Source organism: Bradyrhizobium sp. LA2.1, from assembly GCF_040547725.1.
GTDB classification, from domain to species: domain Bacteria; phylum Pseudomonadota; class Alphaproteobacteria; order Rhizobiales; family Xanthobacteraceae; genus Bradyrhizobium; species Bradyrhizobium barranii.
The window spans coordinates 45797-72188 of sequence record NZ_JBEPQI010000006.1 but is presented as its reverse complement, the minus strand read 5'-3'; the positions used below and the strand labels follow the sequence as shown (position 1 = coordinate 72188).

At 65.3% G+C, this 26392-nt stretch carries 21 protein-coding genes; 5 read left to right on the top strand and 16 right to left on the bottom strand.

Annotated elements, in window-relative coordinates:
• Window positions 1-64 precede the first annotated feature (64 nt).
• From ispG to ABIB95_RS13035, 3 genes are read right to left on the bottom strand one after another with little or no spacing between them, the layout of a single operon-like run.
• A complete protein-coding gene (gene ispG / locus ABIB95_RS13045) occupies window positions 65-1348 on the bottom strand; it encodes a flavodoxin-dependent (E)-4-hydroxy-3-methylbut-2-enyl-diphosphate synthase (RefSeq protein ID WP_354239818.1) in 1284 nt (427 codons plus the stop codon).
• 12 nt (window positions 1349-1360) lie between these two features.
• On the bottom strand, window positions 1361-2314 hold the full coding sequence (locus ABIB95_RS13040) for a DMT family transporter (RefSeq protein ID WP_354239816.1): 954 nt from the start codon (window positions 2312-2314) through the stop codon (window positions 1361-1363).
• 34 nt (window positions 2315-2348) lie between these two features.
• Window positions 2349-2843 carry a Fur family transcriptional regulator gene (locus tag ABIB95_RS13035; RefSeq protein WP_038943833.1) on the bottom strand — a complete coding sequence of 165 codons (495 nt, stop codon included), beginning with the start codon at window positions 2841-2843 and terminating at the stop codon, window positions 2349-2351.
• 155 nt (window positions 2844-2998) lie between these two features.
• Between ABIB95_RS13035 and ABIB95_RS13030 the strand changes: the two genes are divergently transcribed.
• Genes ABIB95_RS13030 through ABIB95_RS13020 form a run of 3 tightly spaced genes read left to right on the top strand, consistent with a single transcriptional unit; the run spans window position 2999 to window position 6210 of the window.
• On the top strand, window positions 2999-3481 hold the full coding sequence (locus ABIB95_RS13030; RefSeq protein ID WP_014491125.1) for a MarR family winged helix-turn-helix transcriptional regulator: 483 nt from the start codon (window positions 2999-3001) through the stop codon (window positions 3479-3481).
• Window positions 3474-4649: an HlyD family secretion protein gene (locus ABIB95_RS13025; RefSeq protein WP_354239814.1), complete on the top strand. Its 1176-nt coding sequence runs from the start codon at window positions 3474-3476 to the stop codon at window positions 4647-4649. Before ABIB95_RS13030 ends, ABIB95_RS13025 begins: the two co-directional genes overlap by 8 nt.
• Before the next feature lie 4 nt (window positions 4650-4653).
• Window positions 4654-6210: an MDR family MFS transporter gene (locus tag ABIB95_RS13020; RefSeq protein WP_354239812.1), complete on the top strand. Its 1557-nt coding sequence runs from the start codon at window positions 4654-4656 to the stop codon at window positions 6208-6210.
• Between the two features lie 131 nt (window positions 6211-6341).
• Here ABIB95_RS13020 and ABIB95_RS13015 read toward each other — a convergent pair whose 3' ends face one another.
• From ABIB95_RS13015 to pcaF, 6 genes are all read right to left on the bottom strand, one after another.
• Window positions 6342-7430 carry a phosphotransferase gene (locus ABIB95_RS13015; RefSeq protein ID WP_085404050.1) on the bottom strand — a complete coding sequence of 363 codons (1089 nt, stop codon included), beginning with the start codon at window positions 7428-7430 and terminating at the stop codon, window positions 6342-6344.
• A 48-nt stretch (window positions 7431-7478) separates the two neighbouring features.
• A complete protein-coding gene (locus tag ABIB95_RS13010) occupies window positions 7479-9170 on the bottom strand; it encodes a methyl-accepting chemotaxis protein (protein ID WP_354239809.1) in 1692 nt (563 codons plus the stop codon).
• Window positions 9171-9434: 264 nt separating this feature from the next.
• Complete coding sequence (pcaG, locus tag ABIB95_RS13005; RefSeq protein ID WP_354239807.1) at window positions 9435-10025, bottom strand: protocatechuate 3,4-dioxygenase subunit alpha; 591 nt, start codon at window positions 10023-10025, stop codon at window positions 9435-9437.
• Window positions 10026-10727 (bottom strand): protocatechuate 3,4-dioxygenase subunit beta, encoded by a 702-nt coding sequence (gene pcaH, locus ABIB95_RS13000; protein WP_071909017.1) that lies wholly within the window; start codon window positions 10725-10727, stop codon window positions 10026-10028. It abuts the gene before it with no gap.
• Between the two features lie 119 nt (window positions 10728-10846).
• The gene (locus ABIB95_RS12995; protein ID WP_354239805.1) at window positions 10847-11740 is read right to left on the bottom strand and encodes a dioxygenase family protein; all 894 of its coding nucleotides are present in this window, start codon (window positions 11738-11740) and stop codon (window positions 10847-10849) included.
• A 56-nt stretch (window positions 11741-11796) separates the two neighbouring features.
• Window positions 11797-13005, bottom strand: coding sequence for a 3-oxoadipyl-CoA thiolase (gene pcaF / locus ABIB95_RS12990; protein WP_027542154.1), 1209 nt, complete (start codon window positions 13003-13005; stop codon window positions 11797-11799).
• 216 nt (window positions 13006-13221) lie between these two features.
• On the opposite strand from pcaF, the gene mutS reads away from it, so the two are divergent.
• Window positions 13222-15960 carry a DNA mismatch repair protein MutS gene (gene mutS / locus ABIB95_RS12985; RefSeq protein ID WP_354239802.1) on the top strand — a complete coding sequence of 913 codons (2739 nt, stop codon included), beginning with the start codon at window positions 13222-13224 and terminating at the stop codon, window positions 15958-15960.
• 123 nt (window positions 15961-16083) lie between these two features.
• Here mutS and ABIB95_RS12980 read toward each other — a convergent pair whose 3' ends face one another.
• From ABIB95_RS12980 to ABIB95_RS12950, 7 genes are all read right to left on the bottom strand, one after another.
• Window positions 16084-17760: a methyl-accepting chemotaxis protein gene (locus ABIB95_RS12980; RefSeq protein WP_354239800.1), complete on the bottom strand. Its 1677-nt coding sequence runs from the start codon at window positions 17758-17760 to the stop codon at window positions 16084-16086.
• Window positions 17761-18199: 439 nt separating this feature from the next.
• Window positions 18200-18913 (bottom strand): GrlR family regulatory protein, encoded by a 714-nt coding sequence (locus tag ABIB95_RS12975; RefSeq protein ID WP_354239798.1) that lies wholly within the window; start codon window positions 18911-18913, stop codon window positions 18200-18202.
• Window positions 18914-19016: 103 nt separating this feature from the next.
• Window positions 19017-19832 carry a hypothetical protein gene (locus ABIB95_RS12970; protein ID WP_354239796.1) on the bottom strand — a complete coding sequence of 272 codons (816 nt, stop codon included), beginning with the start codon at window positions 19830-19832 and terminating at the stop codon, window positions 19017-19019.
• Window positions 19833-20025: 193 nt separating this feature from the next.
• Entirely contained in the window at window positions 20026-20535 is a 510-nt protein-coding gene (locus ABIB95_RS12965; RefSeq protein WP_028149375.1) for an OsmC family protein, read from the bottom strand.
• A gap of 54 nt (window positions 20536-20589) precedes the next feature.
• On the bottom strand, window positions 20590-21375 hold the full coding sequence (locus tag ABIB95_RS12960) for an ABC transporter ATP-binding protein (RefSeq protein ID WP_354239794.1): 786 nt from the start codon (window positions 21373-21375) through the stop codon (window positions 20590-20592).
• 4 nt (window positions 21376-21379) lie between these two features.
• Window positions 21380-22225 (bottom strand): ABC transporter permease, encoded by an 846-nt coding sequence (locus ABIB95_RS12955; protein ID WP_166353549.1) that lies wholly within the window; start codon window positions 22223-22225, stop codon window positions 21380-21382.
• Between the two features lie 213 nt (window positions 22226-22438).
• Window positions 22439-23410, bottom strand: coding sequence for an aliphatic sulfonate ABC transporter substrate-binding protein (locus tag ABIB95_RS12950; protein ID WP_014491109.1), 972 nt, complete (start codon window positions 23408-23410; stop codon window positions 22439-22441).
• A 188-nt stretch (window positions 23411-23598) separates the two neighbouring features.
• On the opposite strand from ABIB95_RS12950, the gene ABIB95_RS12945 reads away from it, so the two are divergent.
• On the top strand, window positions 23599-26388 hold the full coding sequence (locus ABIB95_RS12945; RefSeq protein ID WP_071909009.1) for a [protein-PII] uridylyltransferase: 2790 nt from the start codon (window positions 23599-23601) through the stop codon (window positions 26386-26388).
• The last annotated feature ends 4 nt before the right edge of the window (window positions 26389-26392 follow it).

Genomic DNA, 26392 nt, shown 5'->3' with positions numbered 1-26392 from the left:
GCAAAAAATAAGGCGGGTTACGCTTGCGCTAACCCGCCCTACAATTTCAATGTTCAGTAGGCGCTTACTCCGCCGCGGTCACCGGGACCTTGGCGCCCTGGCCGTAGCGCTGGTCGATGTAGTCGATCACCAGCGCCTTGAAGTCGGCGGAGATGGTCGGGCCGCGCAGCGTGCGGAACTTCTTGCCGTCGACGAACACGGGCGCGGCCGGGGCTTCGCCGGTGCCCGGCAGCGAGATGCCGATATTGGCGTGCTTGGATTCGCCGGGGCCGTTGACGATGCAGCCCATCACCGCGACGTTGAGCTCTTCGACGCCCGGATATTTCGTCTTCCAGCCCGGCATCTCGTCGCGGATGAACGCCTGGATCGAGCTCGCCAGCTCCTGGAACGTGGTCGATGTGGTGCGGCCGCAGCCGGGGCACGCCGCAACCAGCGGCACGAAGGTGCGGAAGCCCATGGTCTGCAGCAATTCCTGGCCGACCTGCACTTCGCGGGTGCGGTCGCCGCCGGGCTCCGGCGTCAGCGAGATGCGGATGGTGTCGCCGATGCCCTGCTGAAGCAGGATGCCGAGCGCGGCCGACGATGCCACGATGCCCTTGGTGCCCATGCCGGCCTCGGTGAGACCGAGATGGATGGCGTAATCGGAACGCGTCGCGAGATCCTGATAGACCGCGATCAGATCCTGCACGGCCGAAACCTTGGCCGACAGGATGATGCGGTTCTTGGGCATGCCGAGCTCTTCGGCGCGCGCCGCCGATAGCAGCGCCGACTGCACCATGGCCTCGCGCGTCACCGCGCGCACGTCGCGCGGATTGGCGGACGCGGCGTTCTCGTCCATCAGCTTGGTCAGCAGCTCCTGGTCGAGCGAACCCCAATTGGCGCCGATGCGGACCGGCTTGCCGTTCTTGTTCGCGATCTCGATGATGTCGGCGAACTGGGTGTCGCGCTTGTCCTTGAAGCCGACATTGCCGGGATTGATGCGATATTTCGCGAGCGCCTCGGCGCAGGCCGGATAGGCCGCGAGCAGCTTGTGGCCGATATAGTGGAAGTCGCCGATCAGCGGCGTGGTGATGCCACGCTTGGCGAGTCCGTCGCGGATATGCGGAACGGCAGCAGCGGCCTCCTCGCGGTCCACGGTGATGCGGACCATTTCGGAGCCGGCGCGCGCAAGCGCTGCGACCTGGGCGATGGTGCCGTCGATGTCGGCGGTGTCGGTGTTGGTCATCGACTGCACGACGATCGGCGCACCGCCGCCAACGGCGACGTCGCCGACCTTGACCTGGGTGGTCCGGTGCCGGGGCGCCGGGCCCGCGATGTCGGAATCAATGGGGTTTTCGAGCTTGTTCATGGGGTCCAAATATCAGGTTTTGGTGACGTTGAGCAATGCATCGCGCGGCGCCGCAGCCGTTGAGCTGGGACGGTTAACCAGAAAAAGCCCAGCAATTACAAGGATCGCAGCGGCCCCGAATGTCAGGCTCAAGGTGTCGTGCATGATGAAATAGCTACCCACCACGCCAAACAAAGGGGTGATGAAGGTAAAAGCCGACAATTTGCTGGCCGAATAGGTCTTCACCAGCGCAAACCAAAGCGTGAACGTGGTTCCAACCACCCAGATCGCCTGGAAGGCCATCAGGCTGAGCGACAGCGGCGACGGGGTCCGGGTGATGGTCTCCCCAAACAGCCAGGCGGCGGTGCCCAGGATCGGGATCGAGGTCGCGACCTGATAGCCGAGTGCCTTTTCCGGCGCCGCGAAGCGCAGCCGGGTGCCCTTGGCGACCAGTGTGGTCGCCGCCCAAAGCCCCGCGCCGGCCACGATCAGGAGATCGCCGAGCAGGATGTGCGAATCCACATTGGGCTGCGGCACGCCGATCGCGAGCGCAACTCCGGCAAAGCTCACAGCCAGCCCCAGCCATTGGGTGCCGCCGAGCCGCTCGCCGAGCACCTGGTAGGACCCGAGCGCGACGAAGAATGGCGCCGTGTAGAGGAACACCACCGCGCGCGAGGCCGAGGTCAGGCGCAGGCCCTGGAAAATCAGCACGAACTCGACGCCGAACATCAGCCCGGCGATCAGGCCGGCCTTCCAGGTGCCGTCGCGCTCGAAGAATTTGACGCCGCGCAAGCTGCCGATAATGAACAGCACGGGCAACGCACCCATCGAGCGGATCATCGCCTGGAGCATCGGCGGCACCTCCGGCAGCACCAGCTTCACCGCGATCTGATTGAAGCCCCAGGTCAGGCACAGCATGAGCATCAGGGCGATGGCGCCGGCACTGAGGGGGCGACCGGCGGACGGTATGGCTTGTGGTGCGGACATTTCTTCCCGAATACCGGCTTGCGCCGTTGTTGCTTTATGCAGCTTTCTGACAATGGGCGCAGACGCCCGTAATCTCCACCACGGACAGTTTTGGTGCGAAGCCTGAGCTGCGCGCCGCGGCATTGAGGTCCTTGGCGAAGGACGCCGACGGGATCTCGCCGACCAGGCCGCAACGCTCGCAGATCAGGAACGCTACCGCCGAGGTCGCGTCATGGTCGTGGGCGGCGCAGGCGAGATAGGCGTTGCGGCTTTCGATGCGGTGCACGAGGCCGTTGGCCATCAGGAAATCGAGCGCCCGGTAGACCGTGATCGGCGCCGGCCGCGGCATCGACTTTGCCAATTCGTCGATGATCTCATAGGCGCCGAGCGGCCGGTGGCTGGAGAGCAGCGCTCCCAGCACCTGGCGGCGGATCGGCGTGAATTTCTGCGCGCGAGCCTCGCAAACCGTCTCGGCGTGCGCCAGCGCGTCCGCGGTGCAGCGGCCGTGATCGTGGTCAGGCGTCGGAAATGCCGGCTTTGCGAGGGTCATGTGGCCTGCCTTCTAGCATTTCGGCCGTGGAACCCAAAGCGCGACCGGGAATGCGCCTGTCAGCCATGCTCTTGCTGCGGGACAGCGTCCCGCTAATCCGCCACGAAATAATCATAAGCTTGCTTATTATAGTCAAGCTCATTGGAGATAACGTTATGACCCGCGGGTCCGTCGACCAGAACTTCCTGTTCACGCTCGGTGAACTCTACCGCCTCTTGCGGGTCTATGCCGACAAGGAGGCATCGCGCTTCGGCATCACCCGCGCTCAATGGGCGGTCCTGGCCAAGGTCGAGCGCAGCGAGGGCATGAAGCAGTCGGAACTCGCCGAGTTGCTGGAGATGCAGCCGATCACGCTGACGCGCCTGATCGACAAGCTCTGCGACAGCGACTGGATCGAGCGCCGCAGCGACGCCTCGGACCGCCGCGTCAAGCGCCTCTATCTCAAGAAGGCCGGCCGTGCGCTGCTCGGCAAGATGAGCGGCCTGAAATCGGAACTCACGGCGAACGCACTCGACGGCATCAGCCCGGCGGACGCCCACCGTCTCCTCACCCAACTCGAATCCATCAAGGAAAACGTGCGTAACGCGATCCAGACATCCGGCGCGGAACAAGCGCGTAAGGAGCAGCGCTATGGCTGATCAGGTCCTCAAGTTCCAGCCCGAGCAGAAGAGCGACAGCGGCAAGCCCACCAAGAAAGCCGGTACCGATCCGCGCCGCCGCCTGGTGGCGGGCCTGCGCCGCTATCGCCGCGTCCTGCTCCTGGTCGTGCTGCCGCTCGTCGTCGCCGTCGGCGGCCTCACCTTCTATCTGAACGGCGGCCGCTATGTCGGCACTGACGATGCCTATGTCGGCGCGCAGAAGGTCCTGGTGACGCCCGACATCTCCGGCAAGATCCAGAAGGTCGTCGTGAGGGAAGGCCAGATCGTCAAGCAAGGCGACGAGCTGTTCGAGATCGATCCCGTGCCGTTCCGCCTCGCGGTGGACGAGGCGAGGGCGCAGCTGATGCAGGCGCAGTCGACCTATGACAACCTCCGCGCCAACATCAAGATCTACGGCGACATGCTCAACCTTGCGCAACAGGGCGTCGACCTGAAGCAGCGCGACGTCGAGCGCAAACAGGCGCTGGTGAAGAACAGCTACGGCTCGCAGCTCGACCTCGACAACTCCGCGAACGCGCTGGTCACGTCAGGTTCGATCGCGCAATACGTCAAGCAGCAGATCTCGACGGCCAAGACGCAGCTGCTCGGCGAGACCGACCTGCCGCTGGAGAAATTCCCGCCTTACGCGCAGGCCAAGTCCAAGCTCGACAATGCCGAGCGCAATCTCGACCACGCCGTGGTGCGGGCATCGATGGGCGGCGTTGCGACGCAGGTCGAGCAGATTCAGCTCGGCCGCTACGTCACCGCCGGCACGCCGGTGTTCTCCATCATCGACGTCGCCCACCCCTGGGTCGATGCCAATCCGAAGGAGAGCGACCTCACCCACGTCACCGAGGGACAGCCTGTGACCCTCGAGGTCGACGCGTTCCCGAACCACGTCTTCAAGGGCAAGATCGGTTCGCTCTCGCCCGGCACCGGCGCGCAATTCGCGATCCTGCCGCCGCAGAACGCCACCGGCAATTTCGTCAAGGTGGTACAGCGCGTGCCTGTCAGGATCTATTTCGACGAGACCGACAAATACGTGCGGAAGCTGAAGGCCGGCATGAGCGTCTACGCCACCATCGACACCGGCCACAAGCGCTCGCTCGCCGGCCTGTTCGGATTGTCGGCGACAGCGAACCAGGACAAAGACCAGGACAAGGACTGATCCGATGTCCGGCCCCAATGCCAGCCTGATGGTCCCCGGCCTGCGCAGGAACATGGTGACGATCTGCGCCATGACCGCGACCATCATGCAGGCGCTGGACACCACCATCGCCAACGTCGCCTTGCCCTACATGCAGGGCTCACTGTCGGCCTCGCAGGACCAGATCAACTGGGTCTTGACCTCCTACATCGTCGCCGCCGCGATCATGACGGCGCCGGTCGGCTGGATCGCCAACCGCTTCGGCCGCAAGCGCATCTTCATCATCTGCGCCGCCGGCTTCACCTTCGCATCCGTGCTGTGCGGGCTCGCGCAGGACATCAACCAGATGGTGCTGTTCCGTCTGCTGCAAGGCGTGTTCGGCGCGGCCCTGGTGCCGCTGTCGCAATCGGTCATGCTCGATTATTACACGCTCCAGGAACGCGCCAAGGCGATGTCGATCTGGGGCATGGGCGTGATGATGGGCCCGATCATGGGCCCCTCGCTCGGCGCCTGGCTGACCGAGACCTATTCCTGGCACTGGGTGTTCTTCGTCAATTTGCCGTTCGGCGCCGTCACCGTGCTCGGCCTGATCGTCTTCATGGACGAGACCCGGAAGGATATCAGCCTCAAATTCGACTGGTTCGGCTTTGCCGCGCTGGCGGTCGCGATCGGCTCGCTTCAACTCGCGCTGGACAGGGGCGAGCAATTGGGCTGGCTCGAATCCGGCGAGATCATCGCAGAGTTCATCGTCTCGGCCGTCGCCTTCTACTTCTTCCTCGCGCACTCCTTCACGACGTCGACGCCGTTCATCCGCTTCGCGCTGTTCAAGGATCGCAATTTCGTCACCGGCTGCATGTTCATGGTCGTGATGGGGCTCGTGCTGTTCTCGACCATGGCGCTGGCCTCGCCCTACATGCAGAACGTGATCGGCTATCCCATCATCACCGCCGGCCTGCTGCTGGCGAGCCGCGGCTTCGGCACCTTCTTCGCCATGATGCTGGTCGGCCGCATGATGCGTTATTTCGAGGCACGCACGCTGATCATCACCGGCCTGACGCTGACCGCGGGCTCGCTGTTCCAGATGACCGGGTGGACCGACCTGACCCAGGTGCCGGAGATCGTCACCGTCAGCGTCATCCAGGGCTTTGGCTTCGGCCTCGTCTTCGTGCCGCTCTCGACGGTGGCGTTCCTGACATTGTCGAACGAGCTGCGTACCGACGGCACGGCGATGCTGACCCTGATGCGAAACGTGGCGAGTTCGGTCGGCATCTCCGTCGTCATCGCCCAGCTGACCCAGGGAACGCGGCGGACCTACGCGATCCTGTCCGAATACATCAACCCGTTCAACCACGCGCTCCAGATGCCCAGCGTCAGCGGCATGATCGATCTCTCCACCGACGCCGGCCGCGCCATGGCCGACAGAATGGTCAGCGTGCAGGCGCAGATCATCGCCTTCGCGCACGACTACCAGCTGGTGATGTTTTTCATCCTCTGCACCATCCCGCTCGCCTTGTTGATCGGCTCGACCAAGGCCACGCTGCGCAAGCAGGCCGCGGGGCCGGAACATGCGGTGATGGAGTAGCCACTGGCGTCATGCCCCGCGAAGGCGGGGCATCCAGTACGCCGCGGCTTCTCCGAAGCCCACAAACGTCTCTGGAATACTGGGTCGCCCGGTCAAGCCGGGCGACGACAGCGAGCAGGCGGCACGAGTTACTACAGTAACTCCTCGCAGCCCAAATCCTCGACCGCCATCATCACCCGCTCCAGATTGTTCCACCAGATCACCGGCGGGATGTTGATGCTCCACTGCCAGACCGGCTTGGTGATGTGCCAGAGCACGGACCAACGGTAGTCGCGATCGAGCGCACCTCGCGTGTAGCCCGTGATGCCGCTTTCGATCAGCGTGTCATGATAGAAATTGAGCAGCGAGCGTTCGAGCGCCTGCCGTCGCTCCGGGTACCATTGCATCGCCATCATGTAGGCGAGATCGTTGGTCGGGACGTCGATGCCCCACAGGTCGAAGTCGAAGATGCGCGCGGTATCGGCGACACCGGTGCGGGGCAGCAGGAAATTCCAGCTATGGGCATCACCATGGGTGATGCTGAGATGACGGCGCGAATGATAGCGCTCGGATAGCCGGGCCGACTGATCGATGAGGCGACGGTAGATGAGGCGTCGCTCCTCGCTGAGGCGGTCACCGAGCAAATCGGCAAAGCGGTCGTAATGACCTGCAAACGCCTCCATGTGCTGCGTGCTGTCTTCGGTGCTCGCCCAGCTGCCGACGGTCTCGCCGAGATCGGGATGGTCCCACCAGGCCGCATGCCAGCGCGCCAGCGTCGTGACGATCGCGATCGCCTGCTCGCGTGACGGCGGCAGCGGCCATTGCGTTGCGACCTCGTGGCTGTCGGTGAGATCCTCGAGCAGCAGGTGCCAGGCGAGGCTTTCTTCGTCGAAATGCGCGTCGAAGCAGCGCGGCACCAATCCCAGCGGCATCTTCGGCGCAGGCTGCGTGTAGTACGCCACCTCGTGCCGGCCGGCATTGGCGAGCGTCTGCGCAAACGCGGAATTGGCGGTCTTCAGGATCAGTGATTGCGGCGCACCGGCGGATTCCCCGACATAGCGCAGGCCGAGGCGGACGATGTGTGACACGACGGTGTCACGCTGATGCAGCACCTTCACCTCGCGCACCGCGCCAGCGTCCAGCACGCCACCCCTGCGCAGCGCAGCCGTCAGTTGGGCGGGCTCAACGACCGCCGGCAGTTGTGGAGGTGTCATGACCACGATGCCCCTGTCCCGCGCCATACTGCACGATCACGACCCCACACACCAGTTGCAGACCCGGCGCCCGGCTCAAGCCGCGGCGGTCGAGTCGCGCACGGTCCGGACGACGACCGACCGCAGCGATTCCAGGTTGGCCGCCATGCCCGCAATCGCCTGCCTCACCTCCGTGGCGCGCTCGTCCACCGAGGCGGCGTCGCGGCTGACATTGGCGATCTTGGCCGAGACCTCCTTCGCAGCGGATGCCGATTCGGAAATCGACCGCGCGATCTCCCGCGTTGCGGAGTCCTGCTCCTCCATCGCCGCCGCGACCGAGGTCGCCACGCCGTCGATCTCGACGATGTGGCCTCCCATCGTCTCGACGGCATCGACTGCGGCCTGGGTCGAGGCCTGCACCTCGGCGATCAGGCGCCCGATCTCTTCGGTGGATTTGGCGGTCTGGTCGGACAGGGATTTCACTTCGGCCGCAACCACCGCAAAGCCGCGGCCGGCCTCGCCGGCCCGCGCGGCCTCGATCGTGGCATTGAGCGCCAGGAGGTTGGTCTGGCCGGCGATGCCGCCAATAAGGTCGGAGACCTCCGCAATCTTCTTCACCGCGCCCGCCAGCGCCTGGATGGTCGAACGCGCCTGCTCGCGGCCGGCGACCGCCGATTTCGTGACAGTGCTGGTCCGTGCCACCTGGGTTGCGATGTCCCGGATCGAGGCGCTCAGTTGTTCGGCGGCGGCCGAGACGGTCTGCGAGCTGCCCAGCGCCTGGGTGGAGGCCGAGGCCACCGCCTGCGACTCCGCGGACAGCGACCGGGCGATCTCGGACAGGCTGGAGGCGGCCCGTTCGACGCCCTGGCTTGCCACGCTGGCGGAATCGACCGAGCGGCCGGTCTCGCGCTCGACGGTCTCGGCCATCTGGTGCAGGGCGCCACGCTTGGCCGTCGCGGCCTCCTGCTCCTTCCGCAACTGCTCCTCGCGCAGCCGCGAATTCTCGATCGCCCCCTGCTTGAAAACCTGGAGCGCACCCGCCATCGAGCCGACCTCGTCCTGGCGGTGCGCGAAGGGGATGTCGGCGGCGAGATCGCCGGTCGCAAGCTTCTGCATCGTGTCCGTCATGCGCACGATCGGGCGTACCACGCCAAGCGCGACGCCGAGCAGGCCTGCGGCAATGAAGGCCAGGACGGCTGCGGAGACTCCGAGGAGAATGTAGAGGATCGAGCTGTCGCGCTCGGCGGCCAGCTTCTCCATGTCCGCATTCTGCTTGTTGGCGCTCTCGACGATGCTGTCGATGACGGCGCGGTGCGCGGTATAGGCGTCCTTGAGCTGCGCATAGGCACGTTCGGCGCCGGCCACGTCCTTGGCTTTGAGGGCCGGCAGGAGCTGGTCGGACAAAAGCTTCCAGAATTTCTGCACCTCGGCGTCGGATTTCGACACCAGCGCCGTCTTCAGATCGGTGGAGAGGCTGGAGGTGGTCCAGAATGCCTTGCGCTCATCGTAATCCTTGCGGAGCTGGACCAGGCGTTCGCCATGGGCCGACAGCTGGTCCGGCTCGCGCATGGCGAGCGTGGCCTCGAGATAGGCCTCGATCACATATTCGGGCGGCGGCAGGATATCCGCGATGAGGTCGTTGCCGAGCTTGATGTCGGAGTAAAGCGGACCGCCGACCTTGAGCTCGCGCAGGGCGTAAAGGCTGGTCGAGACGACGGCAGTAAAGCCGATGGCGAGCACGATCCCGAATGCAATGACTGCAGAAGAAAGCGAGAGACGAATTTTCATGAAACAATCCAATGGCGCAGGTCGAAATCCGAACGGACCCTAAACAACTGCGGTAAACACGGGATTGCTTCGCGCGGAAATTGTATCCCGCGGGCACCGGAAAATTACGAAAAGAGGACGTCAGTCGGTCGTTTTTGAGTCAGCGAGACCGACTCGGGGCACGAACAGAAACGTCTCAGGCCCGATGAAACGCAGCAACCAGCTCAGTTGCGCTGGATGAGAAACGCGTGGCGGCTGTCGATATCGCCGCCACGCGTTGCTGCCTCACATGTCGAAGAAGACCGTCTCGTCGTCGCCCTGAAGCCGCAGGTCGAGCCGATAGACCGCCTTCCCCGTCTCGCGCGCCGCGATCAGCGTCGCGCGGCGATCGGCCGGCACCAGTCCCAGCACGGGATCGGCGGCATTGCCGGCCTCGTCGCTGAAATAGATGCGGGTGTAGAGATGCCGCAGCATGCCGCGACCGAACACCGCAAGGACGATGTGCGGCGCCTGTGGCTTGCCGTCGGGATCGGGCACCGCGCCCGGCTTGATGGTGTCGAAGGAATAATTGCCGTCCTTGTCGGTGCCGCAGCGGGCAAAGCCGCGGAAGCTCGCATTGGGCAGCGCGCGCTTGTCCTGCGGGTCGGCGAAGCGGCCCTGCGCGTCCGCCTGCCAGATCTCCAGCATGACGTCGGGCACCACGACGCCGTCGCCGTCGAACACGCGGCCTTCGATGCGGACGCGATCCCCGGTGACGTCGGGCGTCAGCGTCGAATTGGTGAACGCGTCGTTCCAGGCGTATTCGCCGGTCGGTGTCAGGCCGTATTTGAAGAACGGACCGACGGTCTGCGATGGGGTAATACCGTTGTCCTGCACTTAAGTGTTCTCCATTGGCGTGGCGTTCTTGCCGCGCAGCACGATGTCAAAGCGGTAGCACAGCGCCCATTCGGGCTGCGTGTTCTCGAGGTCGAATGACGACACCATCCGCGCCCGCGCCTTCTCGTCCGGCACCGAGTTGAAGATCGGGTCGAACGGGAACAGCGGGTCAGCAGGGAAATACATCTGCGTCACGAGCCGCGTGACGAAGGAATGGCCGAACACCGACAGATGGATATGCGCGGGACGCCAGGCGTTGTGGTGATTGCCCCAGGGATAGGCGCCAGGCTTGATGGTGACGAAACGGTAGTAGCCGGCGGCATCGCTCACGGTGCGGCCCGCGCCCGTAAAATTCGGATCGAGGGGCGCCGGGTGCTGGTCGCGGACATGGACGTAGCGGCCGCAGGAATTGGCCTGCCAGATCTCGACCAGCGAGTTCGGCACGCCGCGGCCGTCCTCGTCGCGCACATGGCCGTGCACGATGATGCGCTCGCCGATCGGCTCGCCGGTATGCTGGGTGGTGAGATCGGCATCGCCCTCGCGCACGGTCTCGTGGCCGTAGACCGGGCCGGTCAATTCCGACAGCGTGTGCCGCATCGGGATCAAGGGCTTGTTCGGCGCGCGCTTGATCGAGCTCTTGTATTCGGGCGACAGCGGCAGCGGATGCGCCTTGTTGCTATCGACGGGATAGATGAATGTCATTGGCGAACTCCTCCCCGGCCATTTTGCTCCGGCCGGTCAACGCTTCCCCCGATCATTATAGAACATAACTAATCTAGGGAAGCGGGTTTGGCAGCTGTCCTGCGCCCGGCTGGACCGCCCTATTTGATCGGCGGACGCGGCAGTACGGCCTCACCGGCCTCCAGCCGGTAGGTGTGGTCGAGCGAATACCAGGGGGTCGGGACGTCTCGTGCGGTTGGATGCGGCGTGTCGTGGCGCTGGAACTTGCCGATCAGTGCCTGCGTCACCCCGAACTGCACGTCGCTGTCGATATGCGGGTCGGCGGGGTCGTAGACCTGCGAGATCAGCACCTTGAATCCGGGCTTGAAGATCAGCGCGTGCAGATGCGCGGGCCGATAGGGATGCCGGCTCTGCGCCTCGAGGAGGCGCCCGACCACGCCATTGGTCGGGATGGGATAGCCCACCATCATCACCGAGCGGAAGGCGAAGCGTCCGTCCTGGTCGGTCGTGAACTTGCCGCGCAGGTTCATGTCGGCCTGATCAGGGTCCTGGTTCTCGTAGAGACCGACCGGCGAGGCGTGCCAGACATCGACCTCCGCATCGGCGACGGGACGGCCGTCCCTGTCGACGACGCGGCCGCTGACGAACAGCGGCGCACCCGGCGTTTCCGAGCGGACGATCGAGCCGCCATTCTCGACCCGCGGCGAGTTCAACCGCCAGAAAGGGCCGAGCAGCGACTGATCGGTTTCGGTATTGCCCTGATCACCGTTGTTGAGCAGGCACACCAGCGGCGAGACGCCGAGCGAGCCCGCCATCAGCACGACTTCGTTGTGCGTGTCGGTCGTGAGCTTGCCGAGTTCGGCCACGATCGCGGTCGCGTCCCGAAACTCCTTCTCGGTCAGGCGGACATCGCGGACGAAGGCGTGCAGATGCTTGACCAGGGAGACCATGATCTGGCGCAGCCGCGGATCGGACGTCCGCTCCATCACCGCCAGTGCAGCGGCCGTGACGTCCTGCTCGCGCTCGATGATCATGACACGGCCCTCGAAAGGCCCTCTCCCCGTTTGCGGGGAGAGGGAGAAGAGAAAGCTTAATTCAGCTTCTCGATCGCAACGGCAACGCCCTGGCCGACGCCGACGCACATGGTGGCCAGCGCCAGCTTGCCGCCGCGCTTTTCCATGCCGTGGACGGCGGTGAGCGCGAGGCGCGCGCCGCTCATGCCGAGGGGATGGCCGAGCGCGATGGCGCCGCCATGCGGATTGACGAAATCGGCATCGTCGGCAACGCCGAGCTGGCGCATGCAGGCGATGCCCTGCGAGGCGAAGGCCTCATTGAGCTCGATCAGGTCGAAATCACTGATCTTCTTGCCGAGGCGTTCCATCAGCTTGCGGGTCGCCGGCACCGGGCCGATGCCCATGATGCGCGGCGGCACGCCGGCCGAGGCGAGGCCGAGGATGCGGGCGCGCGGGGTGAGGCCATGCTTCTTCACGGCGGCTTCGGAGGCCAGGATCATCGCGGCGGCGCCGTCATTGACGCCGGAGGCGTTGCCGGCAGTCACGGTGCCGGGATTGCGCACGATCGGCTTCAGTTTTGCCAGACCTTCCAGCGTCGTCTCGGGGCGCGGATGCTCGTCCTTGTCGACCGTAATCGGGCCGGCCTTGCCGCCGGGGATGGTGATCGGCGTGATTTCCTCGGCGAAATAACCCGCCGCGATCGCTGCGCCCGCGCGCTGCTGCGAGCGGATGGCGAAGGCGTCCTGGTCGGCGCGCGAGACCTGGAATTCCTCGGCGACGTTCTCGCCGGTCTCCGGCATGGCGTCGACGCCATACTGCGCCTTCAACAGCGGATTGATGAAACGCCAGCCGATGGTGGTGTCAAAAATCTCGGCGGAGCGCGAGAAGGCTTCCTGCGCCTTGCCCATCACGAAGGGCGCGCGGGTCATGGATTCGACGCCGCCCGCGATCGCAAGCTCGATCTCGCCGGAGCGGATGGCGCGGCCGGCCGCACCGACCGCGTCGAGGCCGGAGGCGCAGAGCCGGTTGAGGGTCTGGCCGGGAACCGAATCCGGCAGGCCTGCAAGCAGCAGCGCCATGCGGGCGACGTTGCGGTTGTCCTCGCCGGCCTGGTTGGCGCAGCCGAAGAAGACTTCGTCGACCTGTGCCCAATCGAGATTGGGATGCTTGGCCATCAGCGCCTTGATCGGGGCTGCCGCGAGGTCGTCGGCGCGCACCTTGGCGAGCGAACCGCCGAAACGGCCGATCGGGGTCCGCACGGCATCGCAGATAAAGACGTCACGCATCGTTGTTCTCCCTGAATGCCGCGGTCCGGCCCAAATTCTTCAATGTCCGCGGAGTTTTAGGAGGGCGCCCGCGGCAGGTCAATTGACGGTTTCTTGCGTGTTCCGAGGGGTGCGCACGCTGCCAATGCATGCCGCGGTGCGGACAACGTGGAAAACCTCCCCTCGCCGGCCAAACCGGTAGGAGCAGGAGGCGAAATTTTGTAGGTTGCGCCGCCCATGACAATGCAACAGCCGATACCTGTGCCGCCCCCTGACGAAGCGCCCACGCCGCCGGCGGAAGCTGCCGCGCGCGTCACGCCGATGATGGAACAGTACCTTGAAATCAAGGCGGCGCATCAGGGCCTGCTGCTGTTCTACCGGATGGGCGACTTCTACGAGCTGTTCTTCGAGGACGCCGAGATCGCCTCGAAGACGCTCGGCATCGTGCTGACCAAGCGCGGCAAGCATCAGGGCGCCGACATCCCGATGTGCGGCGTGCCGGTCGAGCGCTCCGAGGATTATCTGCATCGCCTGATCAGCGCCGGCCACCGGGTCGCCGTGTGCGAGCAGACCGAGGATCCCGCCGCCGCCAAAGCGCGCGGCAACAAGAGCGTGGTGCGTCGTGGCGTGGTGCGGCTGGTCACGCCGGGCACGCTGACCGAGGACACGCTGTTAGACGCGCGCGCCAACAATTATCTGCTGGCGATCGCGCGTGCCCGCGCCTCCGGTGGCGGCGACCGCTTTGGCCTCGCCTGGATCGACATCTCGACCGCCGAATTCACGGTGATGGAATGCTCTAGCGGCGAGCTCGCCGCGACGCTGGCACGCATCAATCCGAACGAGGCGATCGTCACCGACGCGCTCTATAATGACAGCGAGCTCGGACAGACCTTGCGCGAACTGCCGGCGGTGACGCCGCTGACCCGCGACGTCTTCGATGGCGCCACCGCCGAGAAGCGGCTATGCGATTATTTTGCCGTCGCGACCATGGACGGGCTGGCGCAACTGACGCGGCTGGAAGCGACCGCCGCAGCCGCCGCCGTCACCTATGTCGACCGCACCCAGGTCGGCAAGCATCCGCCGCTGTCGCCGCCGGCGCGCGAGGCCTCGGGCGCGACCATGGCGATCGACCCCGCCACCCGCGCCAATCTCGAACTGACGCGAACGCTCGCGGGCGAACGCCGCGGCTCGCTGCTCGACGCGATCGACTGCACGGTGACCTCGGCCGGCTCGCGCCTGCTGGCGCAGCGGCTGGCCGCGCCTCTGACGGACGCGCCCGCAATCGCGCGGCGGCTCGATGCCGTCAGCGCCTTCGTTGCGGACTCCGCTGCGCGTGAAGACATCCGCAGCATCCTGCGCGGCGCGCCCGACATGTCGCGGGCGCTGGCCCGCCTTTCGGTCGGCCGCGGCGGACCGCGCGACCTCGCCGGCCTGCGCGACGGCATCATCGCCGCCGACCAGGTGCTGACGCGCCTCGGCGAGCTCGACCAGCCGCCGCAGGAAATCGCGGTGGTGATGGCGGCCTTGCAGCGTCCGTCGCGCGAGCTCGCCGCTGAATTCGCAAGTGCCCTCGATGACCAGCTGCCGCTGATCAAGCGCGACGGCGGCTTCGTGCGTCAGGGCTACGAACCCGCGCTCGACGAAACGCGAAGCCTGCGCGATGCCTCGCGCCTCGTGGTGGCCTCGATGCAGGCGCGCTACGCCGATCATACCGGCGTGAAGGGCCTCAAGATCCGGCACAACAACGTGCTCGGCTATTTCGTCGAGGTCACCGCGCAACACGGCGACAAGCTGATGTCGGCGCCGCTGAATGCGACCTTCATCCATCGCCAGACGCTGGCGGGCCAGGTGCGCTTCACCACCTCGGAGCTCGGCGAGATCGAGGCCAAGATCGCCAATGCCGGCGACCGCGCGCTCGGACTCGAGCTCGAGATCTTCGAGCGGCTGTCCGCGAAGGCGCTTGATATCAGCGACGATCTGCGCGCCGCCGCCCACGCCTTCGCGCTGCTCGACGTTGCGACCTCGCTGGCCAAGCTCGCGGTCGACGACAATTATGTGCGGCCGGACGTTGACGGCTCCCTCGGCTTTGCGATCGAGGCGGGCCGCCATCCCGTGGTCGAGCAGGCCTTGAAGCGCAATGGCGAGCCATTCATTGCCAATGCCTGCGATCTCTCGCCAACACCGGCGCAAAAATCCGGCCAGCTCTGGCTGCTGACCGGTCCCAACATGGCCGGTAAATCGACCTTCCTGCGCCAGAACGCGCTGATCGCGCTCCTGGCGCAGATCGGCAGCTTCGTGCCGGCGACGCGCGCGCGGATCGGCATCATCGACCGCCTGTTCTCGCGCGTCGGCGCCGCCGACGACCTCGCGCGCGGCCGCTCCACCTTCATGGTGGAGATGGTCGAGACCGCGGCGATCCTGAACCAGGCCGGCGAGCGCGCGCTCGTGATCCTCGACGAGATCGGCCGTGGTACGGCCACCTTCGACGGCCTCTCGATCGCCTGGGCCGCGATCGAGCATCTGCACGAGAGCAACCGCTGCCGCACGCTGTTCGCGACGCATTATCACGAGCTGACCGCGCTCTCGGCAAAACTGCCGCGGATGTTCAACGCGACGGTGCGGGTGAAGGAATGGCAGGGCAATGTCGTGTTCCTGCACGAGGTGCTGCCGGGCTCGGCCGACCGCTCCTACGGCATCCAGGTCGCCAAGCTCGCAGGCCTGCCGCCGGCCGTGATCACGCGCGCCAAATCGGTGCTGGCGAAGTTGGAAGCGCAAGATCGCGGCCAGACCGCACGTGCGCTGGCCGACGATCTGCCGCTGTTCGCCGTGCCCTCGCGCGCCGCCGCCGAGGCCGCACCGCCGACCGAGGCCGAGCTATTGATGGACGCCGTGAAGGCCCTCCACCCGGACGAGATGTCCCCGCGCGAGGCGCTGGATGCGCTCTATGCGTTGAAGGCCAAGCTGCCGAAGCAGTGACGGTGCCGTAGGGTGGGCAAAGCGCAGCGTGCCCACCATTCAACGACCAATTCGCGGAAAGATGGTGGGCACGGCGCGCGAAGAGCGCACCTTTGCCCACCCTACGACTTCTGCGCGCTTGGCTTACGCCCTTGCCGCCATCGCAGCAGCCTCCGCGGCGGCGCGCTGCATGCTGGTGGACATCTCGTTCGTGACCGTGCTCTGCTCCTCGACGGCGGCGGCTGTCGAGGTGACGTATTCGCTGACGTTGTTGATGGCCTGCTTGATCGAGCCGAGCGCGCTGACGACGTCGCCGGAGATGCCGTTGAGGCTGCCGATCTCCTGGCCGATCTTGTCGGTCGCCTGTCTCGCCTGATTGGCGAGGCTCTTCACCTCGGAAGCGACCACCGCGAAGCCGCGGCCAGCCTCGCCGGCGCGCGCCGATTCGATCGTGGCGTTGAGCGCGAGCAGGTTGATCTGACTGGTAATGCTGTTGATCATCTCGATGATGCCGCTCATCGCCTTCGCCGCCTCGGTCAGCCGCTGCGCCTGCGCGTCGGCAGAGGCAACCTGCTCCACCGCGCTCATCGCGGTCTCGCGGGACTTGGTCATCGCTTCGGAGATCTCGCGCACCGACGCGTTCAGCTCCTCCGAGCCTGCGGCGACCGATTCCATCATGCCGCGGACGCGCTCATTGCCCATGCGGACCAGCACCTGCCGCGTGGTGTCAGTGGCGTATTTCACGACCTTGAACGGCTTGCCGTTGAGATCGAGGATCGGGTTGTAGGAGGCCTGGATGTAGACCTCCTTGCCGCCCTTGCCGATGCGCTTGTATTCAGCCGCCTGGTACTGGCCGCGATTGAGCGTTGCCCAGAACTCGCGATAGGCAGCGCCGTCGCGCTCCGACGGCTCGACGAACATGCTGTGATGCTTGCCCTTGATCTCGGCCAGCGAATAGCCGAGCGTGCCGAGAAAATTGGCATTGGCGGTGATGATCGTGCCGTCCATGTTGAATTCGATCACGGCCTGCGCCTTGTCGATCGCCGAGATCTGACCAGCGAGGTCGGCGTTCTTCAGCTTCTCCGCGGTGACGTCGGTCGCAAATTTGGCAACGCCGAACGGCTTGCCGTTCTCGTCGAGCAGCGGGTTATAAGAGGCGAGGATCCAGACCTCGCGGCCGCCCTTGCCGATACGTTTGTATTCGCCCGCCTGGTATTCACCGCGGTTGAGCCTGGCCCAGAATTCGCGATAGGCCGCGCTGTCGCGCTCAGCGGGGGCTACGAACAGGCTGTGATGCTTGCCCTCGATCTCGGCCAGCGAATAGCCGAGCGCCTGGCAGAAATTCTGGTTCGCAGTCACGATAGTGCCGTCGAGCTTGAACTCGATGACGGCCTGGGCGCGGCCGATGGCGGACACCTTGGAGGCTTCCGTCATGGCATTGATCTTCTTCGCGGTGATATCGGTCGCGATCTTCACGACCTTGATCGGCTTGCCGTCGCCGTCAAGCACGGGATTATACGACGCCTCGATCCAGATCTCGCGACCGCCCTTTGCAATCCGTTTGAACTCCGCGGCCTGGAACTCGCCGCTCTTCAACGCGGACCAGAACGCCTTGTACGCCGCGCCGCCTCGCTGATCGGCGGGCACGAACATGGAGTGATGCTTTCCCTTGATCTCCTCCAGCCCATAGCCCAGGGTTTTCAGGAAATTCTCGTTCGCGGTGAGGATGGTGCCATCCAGTGCAAATTCGATCGTCGCCTGCGAACGGCCGATGGCGTCGAGCTGTGCCTGGGCATTTCCATGGGAATTACGACCAAACATCAAAACATCTCCAGAATGGATCGCATGGTGCCGCAGCGCAACGCGCCTCAAAGACAGGCGAGCGGACGCCCTCGGACAGACCGAGCGTTGGAATATGACTAGCTGTGAACTATGTGGGTCCGTTCACGCATACAGAGGACCCGCCTTGATGCCCATGTCCGCCCAAACGCGGAAACGACAACCGACGAGTAGCTTTACGGGGAATGCACCAAATTTAGATTAATGCACCTATCGGAATCGGGCAGCCAATCTCCGAAGAAATACGGAGTGATGGAACCGAAAATGGCCGGCGGAAGAAACGGCCGAAACGCGAATTAGCAACGATCAAATCGATACTTAGCGACGTCGCGACATGAACGGATTGCGGCCCCGCGCGCGCTTTTCCGCGCGACTACCGTCCAGGATGCTGCCCCATTAACGCAACGCCTTCCGGCGGCCGTCAGCGGCCCGCCCTGGCAAACGGCTCGATCAACTTCAAGGTGGCGGCGAGGCGGATGCTGCGCTTGCCGGCGAGCGCGATCGCTTCCATGTCGGCGCCCTTGTCATCGCAGTGGCCGGAGAAGCCGATGCCCACCTCATAGCCACCGAACAAGGGATGCTCGCTCTTTGCCAGCGTGTGTTCCTGATTGACGAATTCACCTTTCCAGCGACCGTTCGCCGAAGAATAGGCGCCGAGATAATAGAAGAAAGCATCGCCGCCGAGGATGCGGCCGTCGCGCAGCAACATCACGCCGGTATGGCCACCGGTAATTCCATCCAGCATCCGGATGTCGATCGAATAGAGTCCGCTGACGATGCCGCCCTCGCCGACCGCACCGGGCGGGGGAACGTCCTCGTCGCCGAGCGGCGTCATCACGGCGCGAAACACCGAGGCGTCCTCGACCACTTCTCCCTCGAAGCGGTAGAGCTTGCCCTGCGGTCGACCGCGAATACTGATTGTGACGGCGTCGGAACTGACCAGCGACCTGTGCTGCGGCGACCGGCTGTGGCGCTTCGTCCGGAGCCTGGCGACGATTTCGCCGTCCACAATCTCGTAGGTGCCGAAGTGGGCGAAGGCCGTGTTGCCGCCAAGCATTTTCCCGGCATGGGCGTACAGCACGCTGCGGCCGGAGCCGTCGTTGATATCGTATTCGACCTTGTACAATCCCTCCACCGCACGCCCCGATCTTGCTCTGTTGCCAGTTTAGCGGGTCTGCCAGCCCGGGTAACTAACTATCCTGACGCAGGGCTGAGGTCCCAAGCGTAGCGTATCTCGCCTACGAAGCGCGGCGCGGCTGATGCATCGGCCTCTTCCGTCGTCCCATCCTCCACAGCGTCAGGTTCCAGCCGATGCAGGTGGCGAGTGCGCAACTCAAGCCGATCGCCGAGCCGAACTGCATGACGGCGACGTGCAGCACCGCAATTGCCAGACCGAAGCCGAGCAGGCCCCAGGCGGAGTTGGCGAGCACGGCGGCGGTCGGCGGGCCGCCGATGCGCGGATGCAGGATCACCATCATGCTGGTGAACACGATCGGGTAGAGTGCGATGACGCCGCTCACCCGCGGGCCGACCCAGCCCGAGGTCGAGACCACGATCGCGACCAGCGTCGCGACCAGCGAGGCGCGGAATGGAATGTCGTACCAGCGACGCGTCACCAGCGGCATCTTCACATGGCGGTATCGTGCGAGCAGCGGAATGCAGATGCCGAAGGCGACCAGGTTGACGGCGAGCCCGGCCGTCAAAGTCCAGTCGAACAGGCGGATGACGGAGGCCAGCACGATCCACACCGCGACCGCGCTGCCCGCGCTCACCAGCAGATTGTTCCGCTGCGCCAGCACGACATAGGTGAGCCCAAGGACGATCGTCGCGGCGTTGACCGGAAGGCTCGACAGCGCGCCTTGCGCGATGAAGGCGGCGTCATGGTCGAGCGCGAGGAAGACGTAGGAAGGACCGGCCGAGATCGGCAAGGTCGCCACCAGTCCGCCGATCACCGGACCGGTGCGCTCGGCAATGAACGACGCGGACACGACGAACGCCGCGGCGATCGCCATGCGCAGGACGAGGAGGATGATGAAGTGGAGCTCGGGGGGCATTTTTTTGCTTCTTACCCTCCCCTGGAGGGGTCCGAGACGAGCGAAGCTCGCTCGCGGGTCGGCTCGTATGGAGCGTAGCGAAATCAGAGACGGGGTGGGGTGACAGTCTCTCGACGGATACGGCGCCCGAGTGGAGAGATCACCCCACCCCGCTCGCGCTGCGCGCGATCGACCCTCGGGGAGGGTCAGGAAGTCACATCCGCTGCATCGACACCGAAACCTTCGGGCCGTTCTTGATGGTCTGGTAGACCACGCAATAGCGCTCGGTGAGTTTGAGCAGCAGATCGAGCTTGTCCTGCGGCGCGTCGGTGTCGACCTCGAAGCGCAGGCGGATCTCGGCGAAGCCGACCGGGGTCTCCTTGTCGACGCCGAGCGTGCCGCGGAAATCGAGATCGCCCTCGGCATAGACGTTGCCGGTCTTCAGCGGGATCTCGATGGCGGTCGCGACCGATTTCAGGGTGACGCCGGCACAGGCGACCAAGGCTTCCAGCAGCATGTCGCCGGAGCAGAGCTCGAGGCCGGAGCCGCCGGTGGCAGGATGCAGGCCAGCCATCGCGATGGCGCGACCGGTCTCGACCTTGCAGGCGATGCCTTCGCTGTCGGTCGAGCCCTTGGCCTTCAGCGTGATCATCGCGGTCTTGGGATCGGTCTTGTAGCGTTCCTTGATCGGGGCCTGCATCTGGCGCAGTGCTGCGGCGTCCATCTTGTTCTCTCCCGGAAAAATCGTCCCTCGATGTACCGGCTCAGAGAGAAAATGTCACCACCACATGGCCTGACCGGGACCCTGGGTTGCGTCACGGTCGGGCACGTTGCGGTCCAGCGAACGGTCGAGTGACGTCAGCACACTTCGCTTGAAATTCTCGAACAGCGGCGAATTGCGGTCGCGCGGCCGGCCCAGATTGATCTCGATCTGGTCGAACAGCCGGCCCGGCCGCGGCCGCATCACCAAAACGCGATCAGCCAGCACCACGGCCTCGTCGACGTCATGTGTGACGAGGATCAAGGTCGGCCGCGTATCGGCCCAGAGGTCGAGCAGATGATCCTGGAGATCCCTGCGGGTGAAGGCGTCGAGCGCGGAGAACGGCTCGTCGAGCAGCAGCACTTCCGGTTGCGGCACCAGCGCACGCGCGATCGCGACACGCTGCGCCTGCCCGCCCGAGAGCTCGCGCGGCCAGGCCTGCGCCTTGTCGGCGAGGCCGACGCGGGCGAGCGCGCGCGCCACCTTCTCGCGCCGCTCGGTCGCGGGCAGGTCGGCAAGGCCGAAGCCGATATTGTCGGCGACGCTGAGCCAGGGCAAAAGCCGCGGCTCCTGGAAGATGATGCCGATTTTTGCGTGCGGCGAACTGATCGCCTCGCTGTCGAGCGTCACCGTGCCTGCGCTCGCGCGATCGAGGCCGGCGATGGCACGCAGCAGCGTGGACTTGCCGCAGCCGGAGCCGCCGATGATGGCGACGATCTCGCCCTGCTTGATCTCGGCGGAGAAGCGCGCCAGCGCCTGCACGCCGTTGGGATAGGTCTTGCTGACCCGGTTGAGCGCCAGCATCGCGTTACGCTCCCTTCGCCCGCCCGAAGGCGTCCTGCCAGCGCAGGAACGGCGCGGCTCCGACCTCGATCAGCCAGTCGGTGAGCTTGCCGAGGATGGCGAAGATCACGATGGCGGCCAAAATCTGCGCGGGCTTGCCGAGCTGCTGGCCGTCGAGCAGGAGATAGCCGAGGCCTTCCGAGGCGCCGATCAGCTCGGCCGCCACCACGAACATCCAGCCCAGACCAAGGCCGACACGCAAGGACACCACATAGGCCGGCAGCACCGCGGGCAGCAGGATGCGGCGGATCATGGCGAACCCGGAGAGACGGAAGGTGCGGCCGACCTCGACGATCTTGCGATCGACGGAAAGGATCGCGCCCATCACGCCGAGATAGACCGGGAAGAACACGCCGACCGCGATCAGCGCGATCTTGGAGGTCTCGAAGATGCCGAGCCAGAGAATGAACAACGGCACCCAGGCCAGCGAAGGGATCGCACGCAGCGCCTGCACGGTCGGATCGAGCAGCCGCCGCGCCAGCGACCAATAGCCGGAGATGGCACCGAGCACGGTGCCCGCGATCACGCCGAAGGCGAAGCCGAGACCGACCCGCCACAGCGTCGCGGCGATGTGGCGGACCAGCTCGCCGGAGCGGGCGAGCTCGGTGATGGTCGCAAACACGCGCGAGGGCGGCGGCACCAGACGGCCGTTGGACCAGCCGGACCACACCACCAGCTCCCAGCCAAGCGCGAGGATGAGCGGCAGCAAGATTCCAAGCAACGGCCGCGCATAACGCGACAGCCGCGAGGGCGCGGCGACGCTTTCGGCCGGTTCCGAGGTCTGTTGCAGGACTGGCGCGTCGGAGATCATGGCCGGTAGGAAGCGCGTCTGGTCGGGGAATGCAAGGGCGCGCGGGCCGATCGCGGCGCCGTCTTCCCTTCTCCCCTTGTGGGAGAAGGTGGCGCGAAGCGCCGGATGAGGGGTTCGCTCCACTCGCAAAACTGCCCGTCAGGATAGAGACCCCTCACCCGGCTTCGCTGTCGCGAAGCCACCCTCCCCCACAAGGGGGGAGGGTAAGAAAGATCAATTCGTCGGCAGCGGGACCTGGTCGTCGATCAGGGCATCCAGCGTCGCCTTCACGTCGACCTTGGCGTCGACGACGCCGGCCTGCTGGAGCGCGAGGCCGGCAGCGAGGATCGACTCGCGCTGGGGTGCGCCGATGCGGCTGTGGGTGAGCTCGGTGCGCTCCTTGAGCTGCTTGTCGACGACCGCGTCCGGCAGCTTGGTCACGGCGATGAAGGTCTTCTTCAGGTCGTCGTAATTCGCCAGCGAATATTTGCGGGCCTCTTCATACACCGCGAGCACGCGGCGGGCGGCGTCCGGATAGTCCTTCAAGAACTGCTCGCGCACATTGAGGATGCCCCAGGTGTTGGCATCCGCCTTGCGATAAAACAGTTTTGCACCTTCCTCGACCTCGGCCTGCGCCATCATCGGATCGAGGCCGGCCCAGGCGTCGACGTCGCCGCGGATCAGCGCGGTCTTGCCGTCGGCGTGCTGGAGCAGCACCGGCGTGATGTCCTTCTCAGTCAGGCCTGCACCGAGCAGCGCGCGCACAAGGAAGATGTGCGGATCGGTGCCGCGCGTCACCGCGACGCGCTTGCCCTTGAGATCAGCAACGCTCGCGATCTTGGAATCCTTTGATGTCACCAGCGCCGTCCATTCGGGACGCGAATAGACGTAGATCGACTTGATGGGGTTCCCGTTGATCTTCGCCACCAGCGCCGCCGAGCCCGCGGTCGAGCCGAAATCGATCGAGCCGGCGTTGAGGAATTCGAGCGCCTTGTTGGAGCCGGCCGACTGCACCCAAATGATGCTGATACCGTCCTTGGCGAATTCCTTTTCCAGCAGCCCCTTCTGCTTCAGGACCATCGACACCGGATTGTAGGTCGCCCAGTCGATGCGGATTTCCTTGAGCGGATCCGCCGCCCGTGCCGCAGGGGTCATGGCGAGCGCAACAGCCCCCGCCAACAGAATGCGTCGTGTAATCCCGGTCATGCCCAGCCTCCTCAAAAACTTCATTGTTTTTCAATGAGTTATTTCTAGAGGTCAACGAGAAAATCGCTATCCCGAAAGCCCCTCGGCCGAGAACGATTTTGCCCGAGGCCGGCCTTTTCCAGCATGGAACGACTATTGCCAGAGAATGGCGGGTGACAGCGCCTGTCACCTCTTATATCCGGTGAGGCATGGACAGCGTCGCGACTGAGCACAAGGCCGAGGTGGACGATCGCTTCGACACCGCGCGGATCACCGCCGCGGTCGATGCGCTTGCCGAGAAGCATCAGGGACGTGAGGACACGTTCCGCACGGCCATGGCGCAATTGCTCAAGGCCGAGCTGATCGCAGCGCGCGCCGCGGCGCAGGCGATCCTGCTGAAGGACCGCCACGGAAGGCGCTGCGCCGAGCGGCTGTGCCACGTGCAGGACGAGATCATCCGCATCCTGTATTCGGCGGCGACCCGGCATCTCTACCGCTCGCCGATCCCGAGCGGCGCGGAGCGCATGGCGGTGGTCGCGACCGGCGGCTATGGCCGCGGCCTGATGGCACCGGAATCCGACATCGATCTCCTGTTCATCCTGCCCTACAAGCAGACCGCCTGGGGTGAGCAGGTGGCTGAGGCCATTCTCTACTGTCTCTGGGACATGGGGCTGAAGGTCGGGCACGCCACGCGCTCGGTTGATGAATCGATCCGGCAGGCGCGCGGCGACATGACCATCCGCACGGCGATCCTGGAAACGCGCTTCCTGACCGGCGACCAGCCGCTCTATGACGAACTGGTCGCGCGCTTCGACAAGGACGTGGTGCAGGGCACGGCGTCCGAATTCGTCACCGCAAAGCTCGCCGAGCGCGAGGAGCGCCACCGCCGCGGCGGCCAGTCGCGCTACCTGGTCGAGCCCAACGTCAAGGACGGCAAGGGCGCCCTGCGCGACCTGCACACGCTGTTCTGGATCGCCAAATACGTCTACCGCGTCCGTGATACCGACGAGCTGGTCGAGCGCGGCGTGTTCGACGCGCAGGAATACCGCACCTTCCGCCGCTGCGCCGACTTCCTCTGGTCAGTGCGCTGCAATCTGCACTTCTACTCCGGCCGCGCGGAGGAGCGCCTCTCCTTCGATCTCCAGCGCGAGATCGCGGTCCGGCTCGGCTACACCTCGCATCCCGGCATGCAGGACGTCGAGCGCTTCATGAAGCACTACTTCCTGGTCGCCAAGGAGGTGGGCAACCTCACCGCCATCCTCTGCGCCAAGCTCGAGGACCAGCAAGCCAAGCCCGCGCCGGTGCTGAGCCGGATGATGGCGCGGCTGCGCCCCGCCCCCGCGAAGCGCCGCGTCCCCGACAGCGACGACTTCCTCGTCGACAACAACCGCATCAACGTCGCCGCGCCCGACGTGTTCAAGCACGATCCAGTCAATTTGATCCGGATCTTCCGCCTGGCGCAGAAGAACAACCTCGCCTTCCATCCAGACGCGATGCGCGACGTGACGCGTTCGCTCGGCCTGATCAACGCGCAACTGCGCGAGAACCCGGAAGCCAACCGGCTGTTCATGGAGATCCTGACCTCCGACAACGCCGAGATCGTGCTGCGTCGGATGAACGAGACCGGCGTGCTCGGCCATTTCATCCGCGCCTTCGGCAAGATCGTCTCGATGATGCAGTTCAACATGTATCATCACTACACCGTCGACGAGCATCTGATCCGCTGCGTCGGCTTCCTGCAGGACATCGAGCGCGGCGGCATCGAGGAGTTCACGCTCGCCAGCGATCTCTTCCGCAAGATCCGGCCCGAGCACCGTGCGGTGATCTACATCACGACGCTGCTGCACGACATCGCCAAGGGACGGCCGGAGGATCACTCGATCGCCGGCGCCAAGGTGGCGCGCCGGCTGTGCCCGCGGCTCGGCTTCAGCGCGGCCGATACCGAGCTCGTGGCCTGGCTGATCGAGGAACATCTGACGATGTCCACGGTCGCGCAGTCGCGCGACCTCTCCGACCGCAAGACGATCGAGAATTTCGCCGCCGTGGTGCAGTCGGTCGAGCAGATGAAATTGCTCACGATCCTGACCACGGCCGACATCCGCGGCGTCGGCCCGGGCGTGTGGAACGGCTGGAAGGCGCAGCTGCTGCGCTCGCTCTATTATGAAACCGAACCGGTGCTGACCGGCGGCTTCTCGGAAGTCGACCGCGGCAAGCGCCTCACGGCCGCCTACGCCGAATTCCGCATGGCCTTCGCCGAGTGGCCGGCGGACGAGCTCGATGCCTATATCGGCCGGCACTATCCCGCCTATTGGCTCAAGGTCGAGCTGCCGCGAAAGATCCGCCATGCCCGCTTCGTCCGCTCCAGCGAACAGGCCGGCCACAAGCTCGCGATCAATGTCGGCTTCGACGAGGTGCGCGGCGTCACCGAGCTCACGATCTTCGCCGCCGACCATCCCTGGCTGCTCTCGATCATCGCCGGCGCCTGCGCCTCGGCCGGCGCCAACATCGTCGACGCGCAGATCTACACCACGACCGACGGCCGCGCGCTCGACACGATCTCGATCTCCAGGGAATACGATCGCGACGAGGACGAGGGAAGGCGCGCCACGCGCATCGGCGAGATGATCGAGGACGTGCTGGAAGGCAAGCTGCGGCTGCCCGAAGTGGTGGCGCGGCGCACCGTGCGCAGCAAGGCGCGGCCTTTCACGATCGAGCCGGAAGTGACCATCAACAACCAATGGTCCGACCGCTACACGGTGATCGAGATGTCCGGCCTCGACCGCCCCGGCCTGCTCTACGAGCTGACCACCGCGATCTCGAAGCTCAACCTCAACATCGCGTCGGCCCATGTCGCGACCTTCGGCGAGCGTGCCCGCGACGTGTTCTACGTCACCGACCTCCTGGGCGCGCAGATCAACGCGCCGACGCGCCAGTCCGCAATCAAGAGTGCGCTGACCCACGTGATGGCCGGCGACAAGGCGGTGCAGCCGGCGGCGTGAGGAG